We start from the raw sequence: 17891 nt of genomic DNA, 5'->3' as shown, positions 1-17891 counted from the left end.
CGCATCGCCACTGTGAATCAAGGTTTTTTTGCACCTTGCATTTATTTAATTTGTTTAGCATTGTTAATGGCGGATACCTTTTCCCCGGGCCGGATAACAGCATCTGACACCAGTGTTTTCAGGTCAGAATTTCTCTGCCGGGATCAATCGTGGACCGTTTTAGTGAGAAAAACCGTGAAAGGACTTTGGCCGTTATCGCTATTCATCGTTGCTGTAGAGCAAATTAAGGCAAGACGCTGGCAGCGCAATATGTTCCTTCTGCTCTTTGCGCTACCTGCTTTTGCGCAGCACAAAGTGGAAACCCTGTCTGTGTTCAATGGCTTAGCCAACCCGCAAATTTATGCTATCGCTAAAGACCGTCAGGGATTTATGTGGTTTGGTAGTGCCGATGGTGTCAAGCGCTTCAATGGCTACGAGTTTCATACCTTTCGACACGATCCGGACGATGCTTATTCACTGTCAAATAACAGTGTGGGAGTGATGCTGATCGATTCCTCCGATCAACTCTGGGTCGGTACCTGGGGAGGGGGGGTTAACCGGTTTGAGCGGGATGCGCAGTCTTTTATCCGGTACCAGAATGACAGCACCCAGGCCAACTCATTGAGCGCTGACCGGGTTCAGGCGCTGTTTGAAAGTGCGGCCGGTGAAATATGGGTTGGTACCAACGGCGGTGGGTTAAATCGTTACAATGCCTCAAAGGATAATTTTACGGCATGGCAGCACGATCCGGACAACCGCAATTCACTGGCCCATGATCGCGTCTGGAGTATTGCCGAAGATCACAGCAATACATTGTGGATTGGTACCTCCAATGGCCTGAATCAGTTTGATCCGGTGGCACAGACGTTTAATCATTTTGCGCCATCTGAGCAGGGATTGGACCACCCTGAAGTCAGAACCGTACACCTGGACAATGAACAGCGCATTTGGGTGGCAACGCGACTCAGTTTTGGCCAGTTTGAGCCTGCCAGTGGCGAGTACACGACGTATAATCTGCCGGGCGGGAACCTGCCAAGCATTACCAGTATCACTCAGGTTGAAGGTTCTTTGTTATTGGCGACGTTTGCCGGTGTGTATACATTTGATCTGCAACAAAAACGCTTTGTACCGGCGGGAGAAGAGCAACAATGGGGCTTACTGGAGAATCGTGACGTACGTCAGGTGATGCAGGATTCTACCGGTATCTTGTGGGCAGCGACCCGCTATTCCGGCGTCATCAAGGTTTATCAAAATGCCACACCCTTTGAAGGCTGGCGCAACATCTTAGCAGAATACCCCTTGTCCGGCTTGTTCAACCAGGTGGTGTCACTGCATCAGGAAAACACCGGGGAAATCTGGCTGGGCACCGGCCGCAGCCTGGTAAAGTTTGATGGCGCAGGTCAGTTTGCACCCCACATGAATACAGCAAGTCTGAACAACCTCAATCGGCTCAGGGTGTTAAACTTTGCTCAGAGTCAGTCGGGTGAAACCTATCTGGCCACTGATAATGGGCTATACCAGTGGCAGGGTGATATGTCGCGCATTGAACGCATCGTCATCCCGCAGTTGCAACCAGGGCGGCAGTCACTTGACTGGGTTACAGTGTCTTCAGACACCCTGTCTTCCGATAATGAATTCTGGTTGCTGCTTTCAGGTGATGATCGCATTGTTCGCTGGTCTCCTGTAAACAACAGCTTGCGTTACTACCTGGACAATGTCGATCCGGCGTTTATATTTCAGACCCAACCGGATGAAATATGGGTGGGCACTGTGGGAGACGGCCTGTTTAACATCAAAACTACAAGTCATGCGGTTAAGCAATTTCATCAGGGGGACGGCAGCGGATTATCTGACAACACCCTTAATGCGGCGCTGAAGGGCGAAAATGGTGAGTTTTGGGTAGCGACACGGAAAGGCGTTGACCGCTACAACCCGGCTACGCAGCAATTTGAGCATTTCGCCATTCAACGTGAAAATCTGGATATCGCGGTGCAGAGTTTGGTGATGGACAGGCAAGACTACCTGTGGTTGGCCACCAATCAGGGCATTTTTAAGTTGGAACCCGCGGATGGCACATTGCATCATTTCACGGTCAATGATGGCTTGCACAGCAATAATTTTCTGGCCCGTTCTGCCCTGATGGCAAAGGATGGCAGTATTTATTTTGGCAGCATTGATGGCTTAACGCGTTTCCAGCCTGAAGAGGTATATGTAAATCGGGTACCACCGCCTGTGGTGATCACCGGTTTGACACTGGACGGTCGGGTTATTAGCCCGGTGCCTGAAACCTTGGAAGTTTCTCATCATTTTAAGCAGATTCAGATTCATTACGCAGCACTGGATTATCAGGCGCCGGAGGACAATCGCTATCGCACCCGGGTTACAGGGTACTCTGATGACTGGAGCCCTGTCTCTCCGGCCACCAGGCTGTCGCTGGGTCGCCTGCAACCTGGCGAATATCAGCTGCAAATTCAGGGCAGTAACAATCATGGTGTATGGAGTGACACGCCGGCGACGTTGCACATTGTTGTGCATCCTGCCTGGTATCAGAGCCTCTGGTTTCTGACGCTTTTTCCACTGACTCTGATTATCATTATGTTGCTGGCTTACCGCTATAAAATGCAACAGCACGCCAGGGTGCAACGTTACCTCTCGGCCCAGATTGAAGAGCGAACTCAGGACATACTGGTTTTGGGGGATGTTGGCCGGGATCTCGCCAGGACCTTTGATGCCAGCACAATCGCCCAAACGATTTTTGAGAAACTGCGCAGTGGCATCGATTGCAATACCTTTGCCTTGGGCATGGTCAACCGGGAAGCCGGTTTTCTGGAATTTATCTATGCTCAGTGCAATGGTCAGGACAGTTCGGGAACGCGGTTTTCATTGCAGGAAAAAGATCTGGCCTCTGTCTGGAGTGCAAATCACGGCCAGTCGCTCGCACTGCAAAACGACAGGCAATGGCAAGCGCATAGCCTGGACCGCAGCAAATGCCTGAATGGACATGCCACTCAATCGGTCATTTGTGAACCCTTGTTAACTCACGATGGTGTACTTGGCGTAATCACTTTGCAAAGTGAAGTTTGCGATGCATTTAGCCATGCCCATCTGAGTATGTTGCGGGTAGTGGCCAGTCACGCATCGGTAGCATTGCAAAATACCATTGCCTTTGGCGAATTAGAAGCAGCGCAAAAGCGCCTGGCATTGGCAATGGAAGGCGCGAATGCAGGCATGTGGGAGCTGGATTTAAGCAACAACAAACTGATAGTGAGTGAAATCTGGGCGCGGATGTTGGGTTATGAGCCAGACGAACTGAACAGTCGCTTTGGCAGTAGCCCGGAAAAGTTTATGGAACTTCTGCATCCGGACGATAAGCAGCGGGCTACCGCCAGCATTGCCGAGCACCTAGAAGGTAAAAGCGACACTTACCGGGCGGAATTCAGGTTGTTAAACAAGCACAATGAATGGCAATGGACCCTCAGTATCGGGCAGGCTGTTCGGGATGCAAAAAGTGGTAAAGCGCTGCACATGTTTGGTATTCACCTGGACGTGTCTGATGCCAGACAACTGCAGGCGGCACTGGAAGAGGCCAGAGATAAAGCAGAGCAGGCCACTCAGGCTAAATCTGACTTTTTATCTAATATGTCTCACGAAATTCGCACCCCGATGAACGCTATTATTGGCATGAGTCATCTCGCCTTGCAGACAGAATTAAATCGCAAACAACACAATTACATCAGTAAGGTTCACAGCAGTGCAGAATCATTGCTGCGAATCATCAATGATATTCTCGACTTTTCCAAAATAGAAGCCGGCAAAATGGATATCGAGCACCTGCCTTTCGACCTGGAAGACGTTTTGCACAATTTGGCGAATGTGATGGGGTTTAAGGCGGCGGAAAAGCAAATCGACTTCTATTTCTCCATCGCGCCGGGCACACCCACCATGCTCATTGGAGATGCTTTCAGACTGGGGCAGGTGTTGCTCAACCTGGGAAACAATGCCGTGAAGTTTACCGAACTGCATGGCGAAATTGTCATTCGGGTGGCAGTACAACAAGATCGTGACGATGCGGTGCTACTGCGCTTTGATGTGCAGGACAATGGCATAGGTATGACGGACGAGCAAAAACAGCGCCTGTTCCAGTCATTTAGTCAGGCAGACAGTACCATTACCCGTAAATACGGAGGAACCGGCCTGGGACTGGCAATATGTAAAGACCTGGTTACCCTGATGGGCGGTGAAATTTGGGTGGAGAGTGCGCCGGGAGTGGGCAGCACCTTCAGTTGCACAGTGCACTGTGGCAAAGATCTCAACGCCACCGTAGCCGTGCAGCACCCCTTGCAGCAATGTCACATTTTATTACTGGATGCCAGCACCGCTTCTTTGCAGGTGATGATGGATATGTTGTTGCCCATGGGCGCGCAAGTCACCGCCATCAAGGATGTGACTGAGCTGGACAGGGTTCTGGCTGAATCCGCTGCTTTGCCTGAGTTGGTGATTATGAAAACTGACAACCACGGAGAAGTGGTAAACCAATGGCTGCAGCGCACAGCGGCGCTGCATCACCGAGACTGGCAACCCAAAGTTATCCTGTTGTTGCCGTTCGCTCAGGACGATGCGAAAAATACCGGCGATTTAGTGATTTCCGCCGTCCTTAATAAACCCCTGACTCCCAGTGTGTTGTTCAATACCTTGCAGGAAGTCATGCAACAGGGAGTCAGAGAGTTTGCCCGTCATCAACAAAACAGTGAAAAAGATGTCGACTGGCGCAAGCTTAATGGTACCCGGATATTGCTGGTGGAGGATAACGCCCTGAATCAGGAATTGGCCACCGAGCTACTGACTCAAAAAGGCGTGGTGGTTACGCTGGCTGAAGAAGGACAGTCTGCCATAGACCTGTTAGCGGTACAGAGCTTCGATGTGGTGTTGATGGATTGTCAGATGCCGGTGTTAGACGGCTATAGTGCCACCCGATTGATTCGACAGAACATTTCTGAAGGTTTACCTGTGATCGCCATGACGGCCAACGCAATGGCGGGAGACCGGGAAAAGGCTTTGGCTGCGGGAATGAATGATCATATCGCCAAGCCCATTGAGCCGAATCAGATGTACAGCACTATTGCCAAATGGCTGCCCGCTGCTGTTGCAACTGACGGGGATAGCAAGGTTTTATCTCCAGAAGTGACCACGGTATCCGCCCCGCTGAATAACGAAATTGCCTTGTCGCATCTGGATCTGCAAAAAGGCTTGAATACCTGTGCCAACAACCCCAGCTTGTATATCAAATTGCTTCAGGGGTTTAGCGAGCAGCAACCGGTATTTCAGGCTGCGTGGGCCACCGCGCAGGAGAGTCAGCAACAGGAGGAAATGGTACGTCTGGCACATACCCTCAAGGGTAATGCCGGCAATATCGGTGCCATGAAGCTGTATGCTATTGCTGGCCAGCTGGAACAGCTTTGCAGTCATCATCCCGAACAGGTTATGGATACGCTGCCCCGGTTACAACAGGCATTGGCTGATCTAAATCAGGAAATTCCGCAGGCTATCACTGAGTTGATGGCGAATTTACCTGATGATGTGGCTGAGCCCCCGCCGTCGGATGCTGACATTTCCTCCGAGGCTTCCGGCCCATTACTGGAATTGTTGGAAACTCAGGTCAAAGAGTCTGATACGGCGGCTGAAGATACGCTGGAACAGTTGCTTCCGCTATTGCCCGAACATCGAACTCTGCTGGAAAGTGCCTTGCAGGCCCTGGATGAATTTGATTTTGACCGGGTGGAAAGCCTGCTGGAACAACTGAAAAGTAGCCAGTAACGCACCTGATTTTCCCGGTCCGGTGAAATTTTTCATTGCAATGCACTTTCAATCAATAACAAGAGCCCGGTCTGGTGAGCGCCACAGGCACGCTTAAATGCGTTGTCGGATGTAGGTGGTTAACGTCCTGTCTGGCCTTGATATCACGCTGACTTTACCACTGACTATTGGCACCGAATGATGATTATACGCAAAATACAAGACACTGACTGGCCTGCAATTCTGGCGGTTCAGGAGCGCGTTTATATTGATGTGTCACCCGAACCCCTGAACGTTTTGCAGGATAAAGTACGGCACTCCAAAGGCACCTGCTTTGTGTGTCTGGCTGGTAGTCGTCTGGTGGGATATTTGCTGTCTCATCCATGGGGAGAGGAAAAACCCCCAACATTGCATCAGACTCTGGCTCCGGCTTATTGCGATGACTATATATTTCTCCATGACCTGGCGATTGATTCAGCACAAAAAGGCATGGGATATGGAAAGGCCCTGCTGGCCGCATTTTGGGATTCCATTAAGGCAAAAAAGGTCAACGCGGTACGCCTGGTTGCAGTGCAGGACTCCGAAGGGTTCTGGCAACGACAAGGGTTTCAGGCTAAAAAGGGGCTGTCGGTGGCCGCCGGATATGGCGACAGTGCAACTTTAATGGAAAGGCTACACAAAAACGGGTAGGGCTAATAATTGCCAAAGAAGCCTTCTACCCGCAATGCCAGGCCGTAAGAAGCGCTAAAGTGTTCGTCTCTGCGCCATAAAATGAAGGGTTCAACTTCAAAATACAACCATTCCCGAACGGCATTTTTACGCCAACGGCTGCTCACCAGGTATTCTTCTACGCGGTAATCCGGTTGGCTTAAACCTTCTACGTAAAATCCGGTGATCAAGGCGGATTTTTCATCCAGCCGGTGCATACTGTAAAGGTTGTGCTGCCACAGCCAGTCGTTACTTTCGTCGCGATAAAAAAAGTTGTTGTCCAGGCGCAGCACCGCGCTGTTAAACAAATCTTGTTCCAGTTGCAGTCCCAGGTGACTGCCAAAGCCATCGTGACTGTAGAAATAGGCTGCGGCTTCCCAGCGATAGCGTTGGGTCTCGGTCAGTTCGCCCCGGGCGGCATAGCGTGAGCGGGCATAGGGCTGCGCTTTGCGACCAATACCGATGCGATGGGACCACTGACTATCTTCGGTTTGTTTCTGGGTCCACTTCAATGCCAGGTTAAAGCGATTTTGCCGTGATAACACATCGTTTTGGGCGGCCTTAACCGGGGCTCTTTCCAGGTCTTCATCGTAATCACTGAATACCAGATCCACCTGATTTTTCAGGTTGGGCAATTTAAATTTGAGCCTGATTTTGGTTTCAAATTCGGCGATATCCCGGCTGCGGGGTTCCCAGCCAAGGCTTATCCGGGCACCACCTTTGGGCTCCTCATTGACGACAAAGTTCTCGTCTGCAAAAAAATCATCCAGCCAAACGGCGGTGTCATTAACGGACCCCGTGACACTTTTATGTAGTGAGTCCCACCATTGCTGTTCCGGGTCCGCATAAGCTAACGGCATATACAACAGGGCACTTACCAGGGCGATATTTACTTTTTGCAACAATCTGCTCAACCTTCCACTGTCTTTTTGCTATCTAAATAGTTGATAATGGGTTCATTAAACAATAATGAAAAATTACCTCAATACACTAAGTGTGGTCTATAACTGCCTGCAACGGCAACTATCAAACACAAAGATATTTGAGAAACCGTCAATAAAAACCCGTCTGACTCTCTGCATTTGTGGGTTGATTGGGTATAATGCTTAAAAAATTTCAGGAGACATCTCATGGGTGGCATCAGTTGGGTACAGTTGCTGATTATATTAGCGATTGTGGTATTGCTTTTCGGAACTAAGAAACTGAGAAGTTTGGGCTCGGATTTGGGCTCTGCGGTAAAAGGTTTTAAAAGTGCTGTCACTGACGAAAATAAACCCGATGCGGACTTCAAAGAGCCGGAAGGTGTCCAGGATCAGTCAAATAAACAGCAAACGACGCAATCCAAAGAAAAGCAGAACGCTGAATAATCAGGCCATAAGTCATGTTTGATATCGGATTTTGGGAGCTGCTGGTAATTGGCGTGATCGCGCTCCTGGTGCTGGGCCCGGAGCGGTTGCCCGGTGCTATTCGCTCCACCAGTCGCACTATCCGTAATATTAAGAATGTCGCCAATGGCTTTCGCCAGGAAATTGAACAGCAGGTTCGCATTCAGGAACTGCATGAAAACCTGAAAAAAGCCGAAGAACAGCAACTCAAAAACCTGTCGCCGGAACTGCAGGAGAGTGTTGACGAGCTAAAAGCTGCGGCACAATCCGTTAACAAGCCCTATCAAAAAGAATCGAATCAATAGATGTCCGAAGCCACCACATTAATTGACCACCTGGTGGAGCTGCGCAACCGACTGTTAAAAGCGGTTTTTAGTGTGCTGCTGGTGTTTATCTGCCTTGCTTATTTTGCGCAGGACTTGTATTCCCTGATGTCTGAGCCTTTACTCAGCGTTATGCCTGAAGGGGCGCAAATGATTGCTACAGATGTGGCCAGTCCCTTTTTTGCCCCCTTTAAACTCACCCTGGTGTTGTCTTTTTTTATTGCCATTCCCTATGTGCTTTACCAGATGTGGGCGTTTGTGGCGCCGGGTTTATATCAAAATGAAAAAAAGCTGGTGGCACCTTTGATGTTGTCCAGTACGCTGTTGTTTTACGCGGGTATCGCCTTTGCCTTTTTTGTAATTTTTCCGCTGGCATTTCCATTTTTTATCGGGGTTGCGCCTGAAGGGGTGGTGATCAGCACCGATATCAACAGCTACTTAAATTTTATTCTGAAACTGTTTTTCGCCTTTGGCGTCTCGTTTCAGATCCCAATCGCCATTATATTACTCTGTTGGACCGGGTTTACTACCGCAGAAAGTCTCAGAGAAAAGCGGCCTTATGTGATTGTCGGGGTCTTTGTCGTGGGCATGTTAATGACACCTCCCGATCCCATCTCGCAAACCCTGTTAGCATTACCTATGTGGCTTTTATTTGAACTTGGTGTCATGATCGGTGGTCTATACGCAAACGCCAGAGAAAGCTCTGAACTTGACGAAGAAGAAAAAAGGATAGCGAAATAATATGAAATTAACTCGATTCGCGCTGGTTGCCATCGCACTGCAACTGATGAGTTTTAATTTACAAGCAGAAACATTAGCCGAGGCCGTGGACAAATGCCGGGTTATCAGTAATTCCCTGAAAAGACTGGTGTGTTACGACCAGCTGGCACAACGGGCCAACAATCTGGAAGATTCAGAACTGGCGGAGTTTTATGCCAAACGCCCGGTTGCAGCGCCGGTACAGGGCCAAACATACGCCCCGGTAGCCAGTGATAATTCTGCCATGCCAGAAAATACCTTTGGTCTGGAACTGGAAGTATTGAAGGAGAAAAAAGCCGAGGCATCAGAACAAACATCTATCGTCGGCAAGGTAGATGAAGATCCTTATGGCAAGCTGATAATCACCCTGTCTGACGGACAGGTCTGGAAGCAAATGGATTCGGAACAGTTCCGACTGTCGGCGGGTGATACTGTGGTGATCAGCCGTGGCTTTATGGGCTCGTTTTATCTGAAGAAAAACGGTCAGAACAAGACCTTGTTAGTCAAGCGTCTAAGTTAACGAGGGGAACCTGTGTCCCCTTTGTTTGATATTGGCGTTAATCTTACTAACAACCGCTTTAACGATGATTTGCAGCAGGTCCTTGCGCGTTCAAAAGAGGCGGGAGTGCAGGGCCTTCTGCTTACCGGCACCTCGGAGGCCGAAAGCGCCGCAGCGCTGAACATCTGCAACAACTATCCCGATTGTTGGTCGACAGCCGGAGTGCATCCCCACGATGCCGCCAATGTCTCCGAAACTTTTATTGCGCAACTGCGCCACTTAGCCCGTGACGACAAAGTGCTTGCCATCGGAGAATGCGGCCTGGACTTCAACCGTAATTTTTCGCCCAGGGAAGCACAGCTAAGCGTGTTTCAGCAACAGATAGAATTAGCGACCGAGTTAAACCTGCCCCTGTTTTTGCATGAGCGCGACGCATTCGATGAACAGATTAAGATGCTGTCTGCGGTGAACCGTTTGCGCGGTGTGGCCCATTGTTTCACCGGTACCCCTGCCCAGATGCAAGCATATCTGGCACTGGGTCTGTATATCGGGATCACCGGTTGGGTGTGTGACCCCCGGCGCGGACAAGACTTGCAGGAAGCGGTAAAACACCTGCCATTAGAACGACTGCTGCTGGAAACCGATGCGCCCTTTCTTACCCCGAAAACCTTGCCAGGTAAAATCAGACGCAATGAACCCTGTTATCTGCCCCATATCGCAGAAACTGTCGCTGATCTAAAACAAATTTCTGTAGAAGAAGTTGCCCGTGCTGCCACGCACAATGCACAAACACTTTTGGGTTTCGCCTTAAATTAGTACCTGTCATTAACCAGGAGAGCTTATGCCATTTTCCCATTCTGAATTTCCTGCGACGCGATTGCGCAGAGTACGCCGCCAGGCATTTAGCCGAGATTTGGTACGTGAACACCAACTCAGTGTTAAGGATTTGATTTACCCGGTGTTTGTACTGGAAGGCGAGCAGCAAAAAGAAGCTGTACCTTCTATGCCGGGTATTGAACGATTATCCATTGATTTGTTGCTGGAAGAGTGTGCCACATTGGTGGAATTGGGTATCCCGGCGATTGCGCTTTTTCCGGTGACGCCACAATCGGCCAAAAGCGACGGCGCTGAAGCCGCCTGGGACCCGCAAGGTTTAGCGCAACGCACAGTGCGGGCGGTAAAAACTGCCTTTCCCGAGCTTGGGGTAATTACTGATGTTGCCCTGGACCCTTTCACCAGCCACGGGCAGGACGGCTTAATCGATGCCTCCGGTTACGTGTTAAACGATGAAACCGTTGAGGCACTGGTGCGCCAGGCTTTGTCGCATGCAGAGGCGGGCGCAGACATTGTTGCGCCTTCTGACATGATGGATGGGCGAATTGGTGCCATCAGGCAGGCACTGGAATCGGCGGGCCACATTAATACCTGCATCATGGCTTATTCAGCGAAATATGCCTCACATTATTATGGACCCTTTCGTGATGCGGTGGGTTCGGCGGCCAATCTAAAAGGGGCGGACAAAAAGAGTTATCAGATGGACCCGGCCAATTCAGATGAAGCTATCCGGGAGATTGCGCTGGATATTCAGGAAGGGGCCGACATGGTGATGGTTAAACCCGGTATGCCCTATCTGGACATCGTGCGTCGTTGCAAGTCAGAGCTGGCAGTGCCAACTTTTGCCTATCAGGTCAGTGGTGAATACGCTATGCACCAGGCGGCATTTGCCAACGGTTGGTTAGCCAGGGATGCCACGATACTGGAATCCTTGCTGGCGTTTAAGCGGGCCGGTGCCGATGGTATTTTAACCTATTTTGCCAAAGAGGCGGCCAGCTTACTCAAAGCCTAACTGCCAGTTAACGGCCTTTATGCTGCTTTGCTCTTCTTTCAGTAAATGTTCCAGCAACGGATTGCTGGCCAGATAGCCACGGTTAAACTGCAGTTGCCAGTGACTGTCGTTTATCTTGATATCCGGCACCATAAAGCGATTGTCGAGGCGTTGACTGCACAGAATGATGGCCAGTCTCAAGGTGCGGATCAGCAGGTTTATCTGGTGCTCGTTGCTTTTAATACTTACCCCGTCGCTGTGGGTTGTATTGGGATTAGAGCTGACCACCCTGGCAATCAATTGTTTTTCTTCAAAGTTTAGCCAGGCCATGTTGGTATGCTGGATAAGGTAGCGACTGTGTTGCTGGTGATTTTTAAAACTCACCATTTGCCCGGCTTCATGCAGTAAACAAGCATTTTGCAATACTTTTTGCTTCATCTTGCTCAGGCCTGGCTCAGGCTGACAGTTGGCCAGGATTTGCTGGCAACAGCGGTAGACCCGGTGCGCCTGACTTTCATCAATGCGAAACAGGGCCAGCACTTTTTCCTGAGTGCGGTTAAAGGGCGTGGGCAGGATAGTGGCCAGTACTCCTTCCCGCAGTGCTCCCTGTGCCAGGTGCATTTCTTTGATATTCAGGGATTCAAATAAGGCGATTAAAATTGCCAGTCCGGCCGGAAAGATCGCTCTGCGACTTTCCTGCAACCCGTTAATTTTCAGGTTGTCCAGATGCCAGGCGGAACAACAGGCTTGTGCTAATTGGTGTAAAAAGGGCAATGTGATGATGGCGGGCAGGTTTTGGGCACTGAGAATTTCTACGATAGCCTGAGGTGTACCTGAAGCACCGAGACAATCATCCACCTTGAGATCGCGAAACTCATCCAGCACCGGCGCTATCACCTGTTTGGCCGCGGCAACTGCCTGCTTAAAGCCTTCGGCGTTGAGTTGATTGTTAGCAAACCATTTGTTGGTCCAGGTGACGCAGCCCATGTTCAGGCTTTGCAATGCTTTGGCCTGATTGCCTTTGCCCCAGCCCAGCTCAGTACTGGCGCCGCCAATATCGATTACCAGCGAAGTCTGATTGGGCTTTTGATCACTGGTAACACCGTTGAATATCAGTCTGGCTTCTTCTTCGCCGCTGATCACCTGTATTTTGTGGCCAAGGATTTTTTCACCCTGGTGCAGAAAGTCCTGGCGATTTTGCGCCAGACGCAATGTGGCTGTGGCAACAACCACAATGTTGGCGGCGGGAATGTGCTGTAGTTGCTGGGCAAAGATCGCGAGGCAATCCCAGCCCCGTTGCATACTGATCTGATCTAATTCTTGTTGCTCATTAAGCCCTGAGGCCAAACGGACTTTTTGTTTTACCCGGTTCCTGATGCGAATCCCGTTTTTGGTGTTTTCTACGACCAACAGGTGAAAACTGTTGGAACCAAGGTCGACGGCGGCATAGGTGTTTTCGAGCATGTCGTTTGGCATCGGGCTAAGGCAATTTACCTGTTGTTATGGCGCTTTTGGTTGTGACGTTTATCACGATGGGCGCGCTTGCGGTGATGCCTTTTCGGAGCATTGACGTCTTCCAGCAACGCATCGTGGAAGTAGTCTGTTACCGGTATTGTATGGCCGATATAAGTCTCAATCGCCGGCAAGTTCAAGGCGTACTTTTCACAGGCGAAACTGATAGCGTGACCACTTTTCCCCGCCCGGCCAGTACGGCCAATACGGTGTACGTAATCTTCTGCATCATCCGGCAAGTCGTAGTTGTAAACGTGGGAAACCTTATCGATGTGTAAACCACGGGCTGCGACATCGGTGGCCACCAGAATATCCAGCTGACCTTTGTCGAAGTCCTGCAGTATATTCAGGCGTTTCTTTTGTGGAACATCACCGCTTAACAAACCCACCCGATGCTTATCGGCATTTAGCCAGTCTGTAACCAGTTCACAGGTGTGTTTGGTGTTGGCAAACACGATGGCTTTTTCTGGCCAGTCTTCTTCCAACAGTGTTAACAGCAACAACATTTTGTCGTTGTCTGAGGGATAAAACAGCTCTTCTACAATGCGACTGGCGGTCTTTTGCTCAGGTTCAACCTGTACATGCACCGGGTTATCCATGTGCTCATAGGCCAGTTCCTGAACGCGGAAAGACAGCGTTGCTGAAAACAACATACTCAGACGGTTAACGGCCGGTGGCATGCGGCGGAACAAAAAGCGGATGTCTTTGATAAAGCCCAAATCAAACATGCGATCAGCTTCGTCCAGTACGGCGACCTGAATGTGTTGCAGGCTGAAGACCTGTTGTTTGTAATAATCGATGATGCGGCCAGTCGTACCAATGACTATGTCTACGCCTTTTTGCAGGGTTTCCAGTTGACTTTGATAGCCTTCACCACCATATATCAAACCAAGCGATAAATCCGTGTGTTTGGCCAGAATTTCTGCATCTTTGTGGATCTGCACGGCCAGTTCGCGGGTGGGTGCCATAATGATAGCACGGGGCTGACCGGTATTGTCTTGCTCATGAGTGAGCAGGTGATTAAAGGTTGCAACCAGAAACGCAATGGTTTTGCCTGTACCTGTTTGTGCTTGTCCGGCGACATCCTGACCATTCAGGGATTGCGGTAAGGCCAGAGCCTGAATCGGCGTGCAATGTTCAAAACTGGCCGCCTGAAGTGCCTTTAAAATTTTCGGATGAATGTTTAGATCCGAAAAGTGGGTCTCTGTTAAATGTGTTGTTTGCATAGCTTATTGCTTATCAACCCTTGCATATTAATCCAGTTGCTATAAGAATAGCGCAACATTGGTTTCGTCTCACTTGATGAAACCCAAGCCTAACGTGGAGAGTTTAATGAGTGATAAAATAGTCACCTTGTCTGATAGTAGTTTTGAAAGCGATGTCATCAAATCAGAAAAACCTGTTTTGGTAGACTTCTGGGCTCCATGGTGTGGCCCATGTAAAATGATCGCGCCAATCTTAAATGCTATCGCGGAAGACGACAATTTCGCCAGCAAGATAACAGTTGGCAAGCTGAATGTCGATGATAATGTTGAAACTGCCGGTAAATACGGTGTTCGTGGCATTCCGACCTTGTTGATTTTCAAAAATGGCGAAGTCATCGGCACTAAAGTCGGTGCATTGTCTCGTGCTCAGCTGGAGCAATTTATCAGCGAGTCAGTTGCATAAATTCGGGCTGGTCAGTAAGTGTTGTTGCAACACTTACTGACAGCTATTAACGCCTGCCTATTCGCTGATTTTCTTCTGATTATCGGTTTTTATAAAAGCACACACCAATTCTGACAGGATTTGACCAGCGGCGCGCATTTCTTGCGGCGAGTTGATATCTGGCGCGGCTTCAGCCAGATGCAGGTATTTGACTCTGGGCAGCATGGCCATCTCCGTCACGTAGTACAGCGCATCCTCATAGGGCATCCCGGTTGCTGTGATGGCACTGGCTGGCATATTGGAAAGACAATCCACATCCAGCTCCACCCCAATGGGTAATCCGGAGTGCATCAGATAGCGGGCGCAATCTTCCAGGCATTGATCAAAGTTGAGTTTCCTGCTCCAGTGACTATCCTGAATGCTTATCCAGCGAAAGTCGTGCTGGCGCATTGCCGCTAACGCATCTTCATTGTTTTTTTGTTCGTGCAGACCCAGCACCATGTAACGCGACAGCAGTTGCTCTGTTGCGGCGTAACGGAATGGGTTACCACTATGACGTCCTTCCTGAGCCCGAAAATCACTGTGGGGGTCCAGATTAGCCACTGCCAGCGGTAGTTCTTCTGAGGTGCTGCAGGCTTTGATTATCGGATAAGCATTGTTGTGCCCACCGCCAATGATGATGGGGATCAACTGCGCATCAAAGATGGACTGCAATAATGCGCTTACTCGCTCGTCTATTTCACAACATAAATTACGCAGTGTTTCCAGATCAGTATCTGACTGATCCGCCCGTTTCAGTAAGTCGGAAAAGTCCAGCTCCCCTAACAAGGCGATTTTTTCAGTGGGAATAAAATCGTTGTGTTGCAGGTTAATAAAGCTATTTAAAAACGCCTGCCAACCATAGCGGGCACCGCCTTTACCCAGATTAGCGCGGGGGCCGATATCTTCCACAAGGCCCACCAATACGTATTCGATACCGGCGCGTTTTAAGGCGTGGAAATCAGTGTGTTGTGCGAAACACAACACCTCGCCGATTTTGGTTTCACCGGCGCGTTGATTTAACAACGAGGCGATGTCATCCAGACAATAGAAGTTGAGTTCGGTACTCATCTGACAACGCGGCCTGTTAATCTATGTCCAGTGGTTCCGGCGACAGCACAATGCCCGTGCTGTCAGCATAGATGTGGTCTTCCGGTAAGAAGGTCACTCCCGCGAAATTCACGGCAATGTTGATTTCGCCAATATCATCGGAGTCGGCGCCTACCGGTATGGAAGCCACGGCGTGAATACCGATGTCTGAATCTTCCAACACATCAACGTCCCGGACACTGCCGTAGCAGATGATGCCTTCCCATTGGTTTTCCACTGCGGTCTGAACATTCATGGCATCCAGCAGTGCTCTGCGGGTGGAGCCGCCGCCGTCAATTAACAACACTTTACCGGCCCCGTTTTCATTGACCACTTTATCGATCAGACCTTTGTCTTCGAAACACTTAACTGTGGTTACTTCACCACCAAAGGAGTTCCGGCCTCCAAAGCTGATGAAGATCGGATCCAGTACATCAATGCTGTCAGCAAATAAGTCACAAAGTTCAGATGTGTTGTATTCCATGTCAGACCTCAAAAGGGCAATTTTTTCTTAGTCTACGCCAAGTTAAGCGCTTTGTCAGGCCTATTAAATCAGAGTTTTTGGCTTTCTTTCCGGTTGGCGAAAAGATTGTCATATTAGTGTCTTTTTAGTGTAACCACAGGTTAATAAATCGTCGCTAGACTGCCTGTAATGAGATTACCGCGATTGCATGATTGACAGAAACTGACTGGTAAAACAAAACGATGAACCTGATTACACGCGTCGATTTACAGTTGTTCCAATGGTTGTTTAGTAAGAGTACTGGACGGGATTGTACTGTGTTTCGCTACATCTCGAAAAGCGGCGATGGTCATGTTTATCTGATTCTGGCATTGGTGTTATGGCTGTTTGAACCTCGCCATGGAGCGCTGTTTTTATACACCGGATTGTTAGCCTACGCGATGGAATTGCCCCTGTACGTTATGTTGAAGAAAATGTTCAAACGGGCGCGTCCATGTGATTTCCGCTGTGACATTATGGCTCATGTACAACCTTCCGATAAATTCAGTCTTCCGTCCGGTCACACGGCGGCGGGTTTTTTAATGGCGACATTACTGGCCAACTTCTATCCGTCTTTCGCTGTACTGGCCTATAGTTGGGCCAGTCTGATTGCGTTGTCTCGCATTATGTTAGGGGTTCATTATCCCGGTGACATTCTGGCGGGTGCAACACTTGGCGTCGCCATCTCTACTATCAGTATCAATCTTCTTGCCTAATTTAACCGGGTTCTACAGACAAGCATAACAACATGACATTAAAAATATTGTACGGTGTCCAGGGCACCGGAAACGGCCATACTACGCGTGCCAGAGTGATGGCCAAAGCCTTTGAAGAGCGACGGGATGTCGAGGTGGATTTTCTGTTTAGCGGGCGCGCCAAAGAAAAGTACTTTGATATGGAGGTTTTTGGGGACTTTCAAACCCGCAAGGGGTTGACCTTTATTCACTCAGAAGGTTCGGTAAACCCCTTCAAAACCGTTACTCAGGCAAGGCCGATACAATTGTGGAAGGATGTTAAAGCGTTAGACTTGTCCCGATATGATCTGGTGCTGAACGATTTTGAGCCGGTCAGTGCCTGGGCTGCTAAACAACAAAAAGTCCCTTCTATTTCTATCAGTCATCAGGCGGCTTTTGCACATGATGTACCGAAAGCCGGGCAAAGTGTGATTGACCGGTTGATTATGAACAATTTTGCGCCAACGCAAATGAGTTTAGGGGTGCACTGGTACCACTTTGGTCACGCTATCATGCCGCCGTTTATCGAAGACCAGATTTCTGATGTCACCATAGGCAGTCATTATCTGGTTTATCTGCCCTTTGAAAGTCTGGAAGAGATTTCTACCTTGCTGGAAAGCCTCAGTGAATACAACTTTATGTGTTTTCATCCCGACGTTGAACAGGAGCGGGATGAGGGCCACATCTCCTGGCGTAAAACCAGCAAAGCGGGCTTTCACAAGGCGTTACATAGCTGCGCCGGGGTTATTGCCAACGGTGGATTTGAGCTGTCCAGTGAGTGTCTGCAATTGGGTAAAAAATTGTTAATCAAGCCGCTGCACGGGCAATTTGAGCAACTGTCTAATGCCAAAACGCTGGATGCGTTGGGACTGTGTCAGATCATGATGAGTTTGGATCAGGAAAAGCTGGAGCAATGGTTGGATCTGCCTCCCGGCGAGGCCATCGAATTTCCCAGTGATCCGTGTGCATTAATTGACTGGTTGGTGAAAGGTGAGTGGCAGGATACCGCGTCAGTAGTCAAAGCATTGTGGCAACAGGTGAAATTTCCTGACAACGTGCAGCGCAAACTGGATAGTATGGTGAAATCCTAAGCCGCA

Annotated in this window: 16 protein-coding genes; 11 read left to right on the top strand and 5 right to left on the bottom strand. The window is 49.5% G+C overall.

Going from position 1 to position 17891, the window contains the following annotated elements:
• Positions 1-162 precede the first annotated feature (162 nt).
• The gene (locus AC0J20_RS03220) at positions 163-5793 is read left to right on the top strand and encodes a two-component regulator propeller domain-containing protein (RefSeq protein ID WP_473020577.1); all 5631 of its coding nucleotides are present in this window, start codon (positions 163-165) and stop codon (positions 5791-5793) included.
• A 177-nt stretch (positions 5794-5970) separates the two neighbouring features.
• Positions 5971-6462 carry a GNAT family N-acetyltransferase gene (locus tag AC0J20_RS03215; protein ID WP_473020576.1) on the top strand — a complete coding sequence of 164 codons (492 nt, stop codon included), beginning with the start codon at positions 5971-5973 and terminating at the stop codon, positions 6460-6462.
• Between the two features lie 2 nt (positions 6463-6464).
• Here the strand turns inward: AC0J20_RS03215 and AC0J20_RS03210 are convergent, their stop codons facing one another.
• Positions 6465-7382 (bottom strand): hypothetical protein, encoded by a 918-nt coding sequence (locus tag AC0J20_RS03210; RefSeq protein ID WP_229530313.1) that lies wholly within the window; start codon positions 7380-7382, stop codon positions 6465-6467.
• 228 nt (positions 7383-7610) lie between these two features.
• On the opposite strand from AC0J20_RS03210, the gene tatA reads away from it, so the two are divergent.
• The 6 genes from tatA to hemB are packed head-to-tail and all read left to right on the top strand — an operon-like array spanning position 7611 to position 11292.
• Entirely contained in the window at positions 7611-7847 is a 237-nt protein-coding gene (gene tatA / locus AC0J20_RS03205; protein WP_229530312.1) for a twin-arginine translocase TatA/TatE family subunit, read from the top strand.
• Between the two features lie 14 nt (positions 7848-7861).
• Complete coding sequence (tatB, locus tag AC0J20_RS03200; RefSeq protein ID WP_229530311.1) at positions 7862-8170, top strand: Sec-independent protein translocase protein TatB; 309 nt, start codon at positions 7862-7864, stop codon at positions 8168-8170.
• Positions 8171-8929: a twin-arginine translocase subunit TatC gene (tatC, locus tag AC0J20_RS03195; protein ID WP_229530310.1), complete on the top strand. Its 759-nt coding sequence runs from the start codon at positions 8171-8173 to the stop codon at positions 8927-8929.
• 1 nt (position 8930) lies between these two features.
• On the top strand, positions 8931-9467 hold the full coding sequence (locus tag AC0J20_RS03190) for a hypothetical protein (protein ID WP_229530309.1): 537 nt from the start codon (positions 8931-8933) through the stop codon (positions 9465-9467).
• A 12-nt stretch (positions 9468-9479) separates the two neighbouring features.
• The gene (locus tag AC0J20_RS03185; protein ID WP_473020575.1) at positions 9480-10262 is read left to right on the top strand and encodes a TatD family hydrolase; all 783 of its coding nucleotides are present in this window, start codon (positions 9480-9482) and stop codon (positions 10260-10262) included.
• A gap of 25 nt (positions 10263-10287) precedes the next feature.
• On the top strand, positions 10288-11292 hold the full coding sequence (hemB, locus tag AC0J20_RS03180; protein WP_473020574.1) for a porphobilinogen synthase: 1005 nt from the start codon (positions 10288-10290) through the stop codon (positions 11290-11292).
• Here the strand turns inward: hemB and AC0J20_RS03175 are convergent.
• Both AC0J20_RS03175 and rhlB read right to left on the bottom strand, forming a co-directional pair.
• Positions 11278-12747, bottom strand: coding sequence for a Ppx/GppA phosphatase family protein (locus tag AC0J20_RS03175; RefSeq protein ID WP_473020573.1), 1470 nt, complete (start codon positions 12745-12747; stop codon positions 11278-11280). The two genes, hemB and AC0J20_RS03175, sit on opposite strands and share 15 nt — an antisense overlap.
• A 14-nt stretch (positions 12748-12761) precedes the next feature.
• A complete protein-coding gene (gene rhlB / locus AC0J20_RS03170) occupies positions 12762-14009 on the bottom strand; it encodes an ATP-dependent RNA helicase RhlB (RefSeq protein ID WP_229530305.1) in 1248 nt (415 codons plus the stop codon).
• Positions 14010-14115: 106 nt separating this feature from the next.
• On the opposite strand from rhlB, the gene trxA reads away from it, so the two are divergent.
• The gene (gene trxA / locus AC0J20_RS03165; protein ID WP_229530304.1) at positions 14116-14451 is read left to right on the top strand and encodes a thioredoxin TrxA; all 336 of its coding nucleotides are present in this window, start codon (positions 14116-14118) and stop codon (positions 14449-14451) included.
• Positions 14452-14508: 57 nt separating this feature from the next.
• Here the strand turns inward: trxA and AC0J20_RS03160 are convergent, their stop codons facing one another.
• Positions 14509-15540, bottom strand: coding sequence for a formimidoylglutamase (locus tag AC0J20_RS03160; protein ID WP_473020572.1), 1032 nt, complete (start codon positions 15538-15540; stop codon positions 14509-14511).
• 16 nt (positions 15541-15556) lie between these two features.
• Entirely contained in the window at positions 15557-16042 is a 486-nt protein-coding gene (gene rraA, locus AC0J20_RS03155; protein WP_229530302.1) for a ribonuclease E activity regulator RraA, read from the bottom strand.
• A gap of 221 nt (positions 16043-16263) precedes the next feature.
• Here rraA and AC0J20_RS03150 point away from each other — a divergent pair, with 221 nt between their 5' ends.
• Positions 16264-16776 (top strand): phosphatase PAP2 family protein, encoded by a 513-nt coding sequence (locus tag AC0J20_RS03150; RefSeq protein ID WP_229530301.1) that lies wholly within the window; start codon positions 16264-16266, stop codon positions 16774-16776.
• A 32-nt stretch (positions 16777-16808) separates the two neighbouring features.
• On the top strand, positions 16809-17885 hold the full coding sequence (locus AC0J20_RS03145) for an MJ1255/VC2487 family glycosyltransferase (protein WP_473020571.1): 1077 nt from the start codon (positions 16809-16811) through the stop codon (positions 17883-17885).
• Positions 17886-17891 lie beyond the last annotated feature (6 nt).

The organism is Planctobacterium sp. R6, from assembly GCF_055755215.1.
This window is presented reverse-complemented; position numbering and strand designations above follow the sequence as displayed.

Excerpts from the sequence above, each read along its gene's own strand:
- AC0J20_RS03215 (WP_473020576.1), top strand. The coding sequence starts at position 5,971 with ATGATGATTATACGCAAAATACAAGACACTGACTGGCCTGCAATTCTG.
- tatA (WP_229530312.1), top strand. The coding sequence starts at position 7,611 with ATGGGTGGCATCAGTTGGGTACAGTTGCTGATTATATTAGCGATTGTG.
- tatB (WP_229530311.1), top strand. The coding sequence starts at position 7,862 with ATGTTTGATATCGGATTTTGGGAGCTGCTGGTAATTGGCGTGATCGCG.
- tatC (WP_229530310.1), top strand. The coding sequence starts at position 8,171 with ATGTCCGAAGCCACCACATTAATTGACCACCTGGTGGAGCTGCGCAAC.
- AC0J20_RS03190 (WP_229530309.1), top strand. The coding sequence starts at position 8,931 with ATGAAATTAACTCGATTCGCGCTGGTTGCCATCGCACTGCAACTGATG.
- hemB (WP_473020574.1), top strand. The coding sequence starts at position 10,288 with ATGCCATTTTCCCATTCTGAATTTCCTGCGACGCGATTGCGCAGAGTA.
- AC0J20_RS03175 (WP_473020573.1), bottom strand. The coding sequence starts at position 12,747 with ATGCCAAACGACATGCTCGAAAACACCTATGCCGCCGTCGACCTTGGT.
- rhlB (WP_229530305.1), bottom strand. The coding sequence starts at position 14,009 with ATGCAAACAACACATTTAACAGAGACCCACTTTTCGGATCTAAACATT.
- trxA (WP_229530304.1), top strand. The coding sequence starts at position 14,116 with ATGAGTGATAAAATAGTCACCTTGTCTGATAGTAGTTTTGAAAGCGAT.
- AC0J20_RS03160 (WP_473020572.1), bottom strand. The coding sequence starts at position 15,540 with ATGAGTACCGAACTCAACTTCTATTGTCTGGATGACATCGCCTCGTTG.
- rraA (WP_229530302.1), bottom strand. The coding sequence starts at position 16,042 with ATGGAATACAACACATCTGAACTTTGTGACTTATTTGCTGACAGCATT.
- AC0J20_RS03150 (WP_229530301.1), top strand. The coding sequence starts at position 16,264 with ATGAACCTGATTACACGCGTCGATTTACAGTTGTTCCAATGGTTGTTT.
- AC0J20_RS03145 (WP_473020571.1), top strand. The coding sequence starts at position 16,809 with ATGACATTAAAAATATTGTACGGTGTCCAGGGCACCGGAAACGGCCAT.